The following is a 775-nucleotide window of genomic DNA, read 5'->3' as shown; positions in this document are numbered from 1 at the left end:
CTAAAGGCCGTCGAGGGGTGGCCGATATAGCTGGAGCACCGTTGGTGAATACCTCTCAGCTGGTTCGGCATAAGCCGTCGTATCGGGCACAGCCCCCGGAGTCGAGCATGAACGCTTCCGTCAAACGCCTTGAAGAAACTGGTTCTGCTTTGCGCGACGCGCTTAGCCAGCAGGATTGGGCGGCGATCAGTATGCTCGACCGTGAATGCCGCAATGCCGTCGACGACGTGATGAAGGACTCGGAGCGCGACAACGTTGTGCTTCGCCAGCGCCTCCAGGAGCTACTTGAGCTCTACCGCGAAATGGTCAGTACCTGTCAGGTCGAGCAGCGGCGGATTGCCGGCGAGCTGCGGCAGCTGAACCAATCGCAGCAAGGGGCGAAGGTGTATCAGCTGTTCGGCTGAGTCGCGGCATGTGCTCTGCTGGGGTGCATGTCTGCTGGCGGCGCGTCCAGGTGTTAGGGATGCCAATAGCGGCCTCATCAAAGCATTACAAAGTGTGTGGCATTATGTCGCCACGCCTTTTCCGAATAGCTCATTTCTGTCGGCTACTGTCGCGTAGTTGACGTCTAATCACGCTAACGTGTGTCTAACATTCCCTCCCAGCTTGTAACTCTTCGCACAAATCGCTGATTTTCCGCTTGTTCTTTGGTCGTTATTTCACGCCATAAATTTGACTCAGTTCATTTTTTCATTAATCTAGCTTCCATCTGCCATAAATGTGATCGCCTTTATTTCCATGGATGCGAGCGCAGGCTTTCTTTTCAGCCTCTTAG

The 775-nt window shown here is 54.3% G+C and carries 1 protein-coding gene; it reads left to right on the top strand.

Annotated features, from left to right (window positions below; translation table 11 throughout):
• Positions 1 to 107 precede the first annotated feature (107 nt).
• Positions 108 to 404 (top strand): flagellar protein FliT, encoded by a 297-nt coding sequence (gene fliT, locus HZR81_RS23670; protein WP_110776534.1) that lies wholly within the window; start codon positions 108 to 110, stop codon positions 402 to 404.
• Positions 405 to 775: the final 371 nt, after the last annotated feature.

It is taken from the genome of Pseudomonas sp. LM13 (assembly GCF_041381355.1).
Classification (GTDB): domain Bacteria; phylum Pseudomonadota; class Gammaproteobacteria; order Pseudomonadales; family Pseudomonadaceae; genus Stutzerimonas; species Stutzerimonas frequens.
Note: the sequence above shows the minus strand (reverse complement) of the source record. Positions and strands in the feature narration are given on the sequence as shown.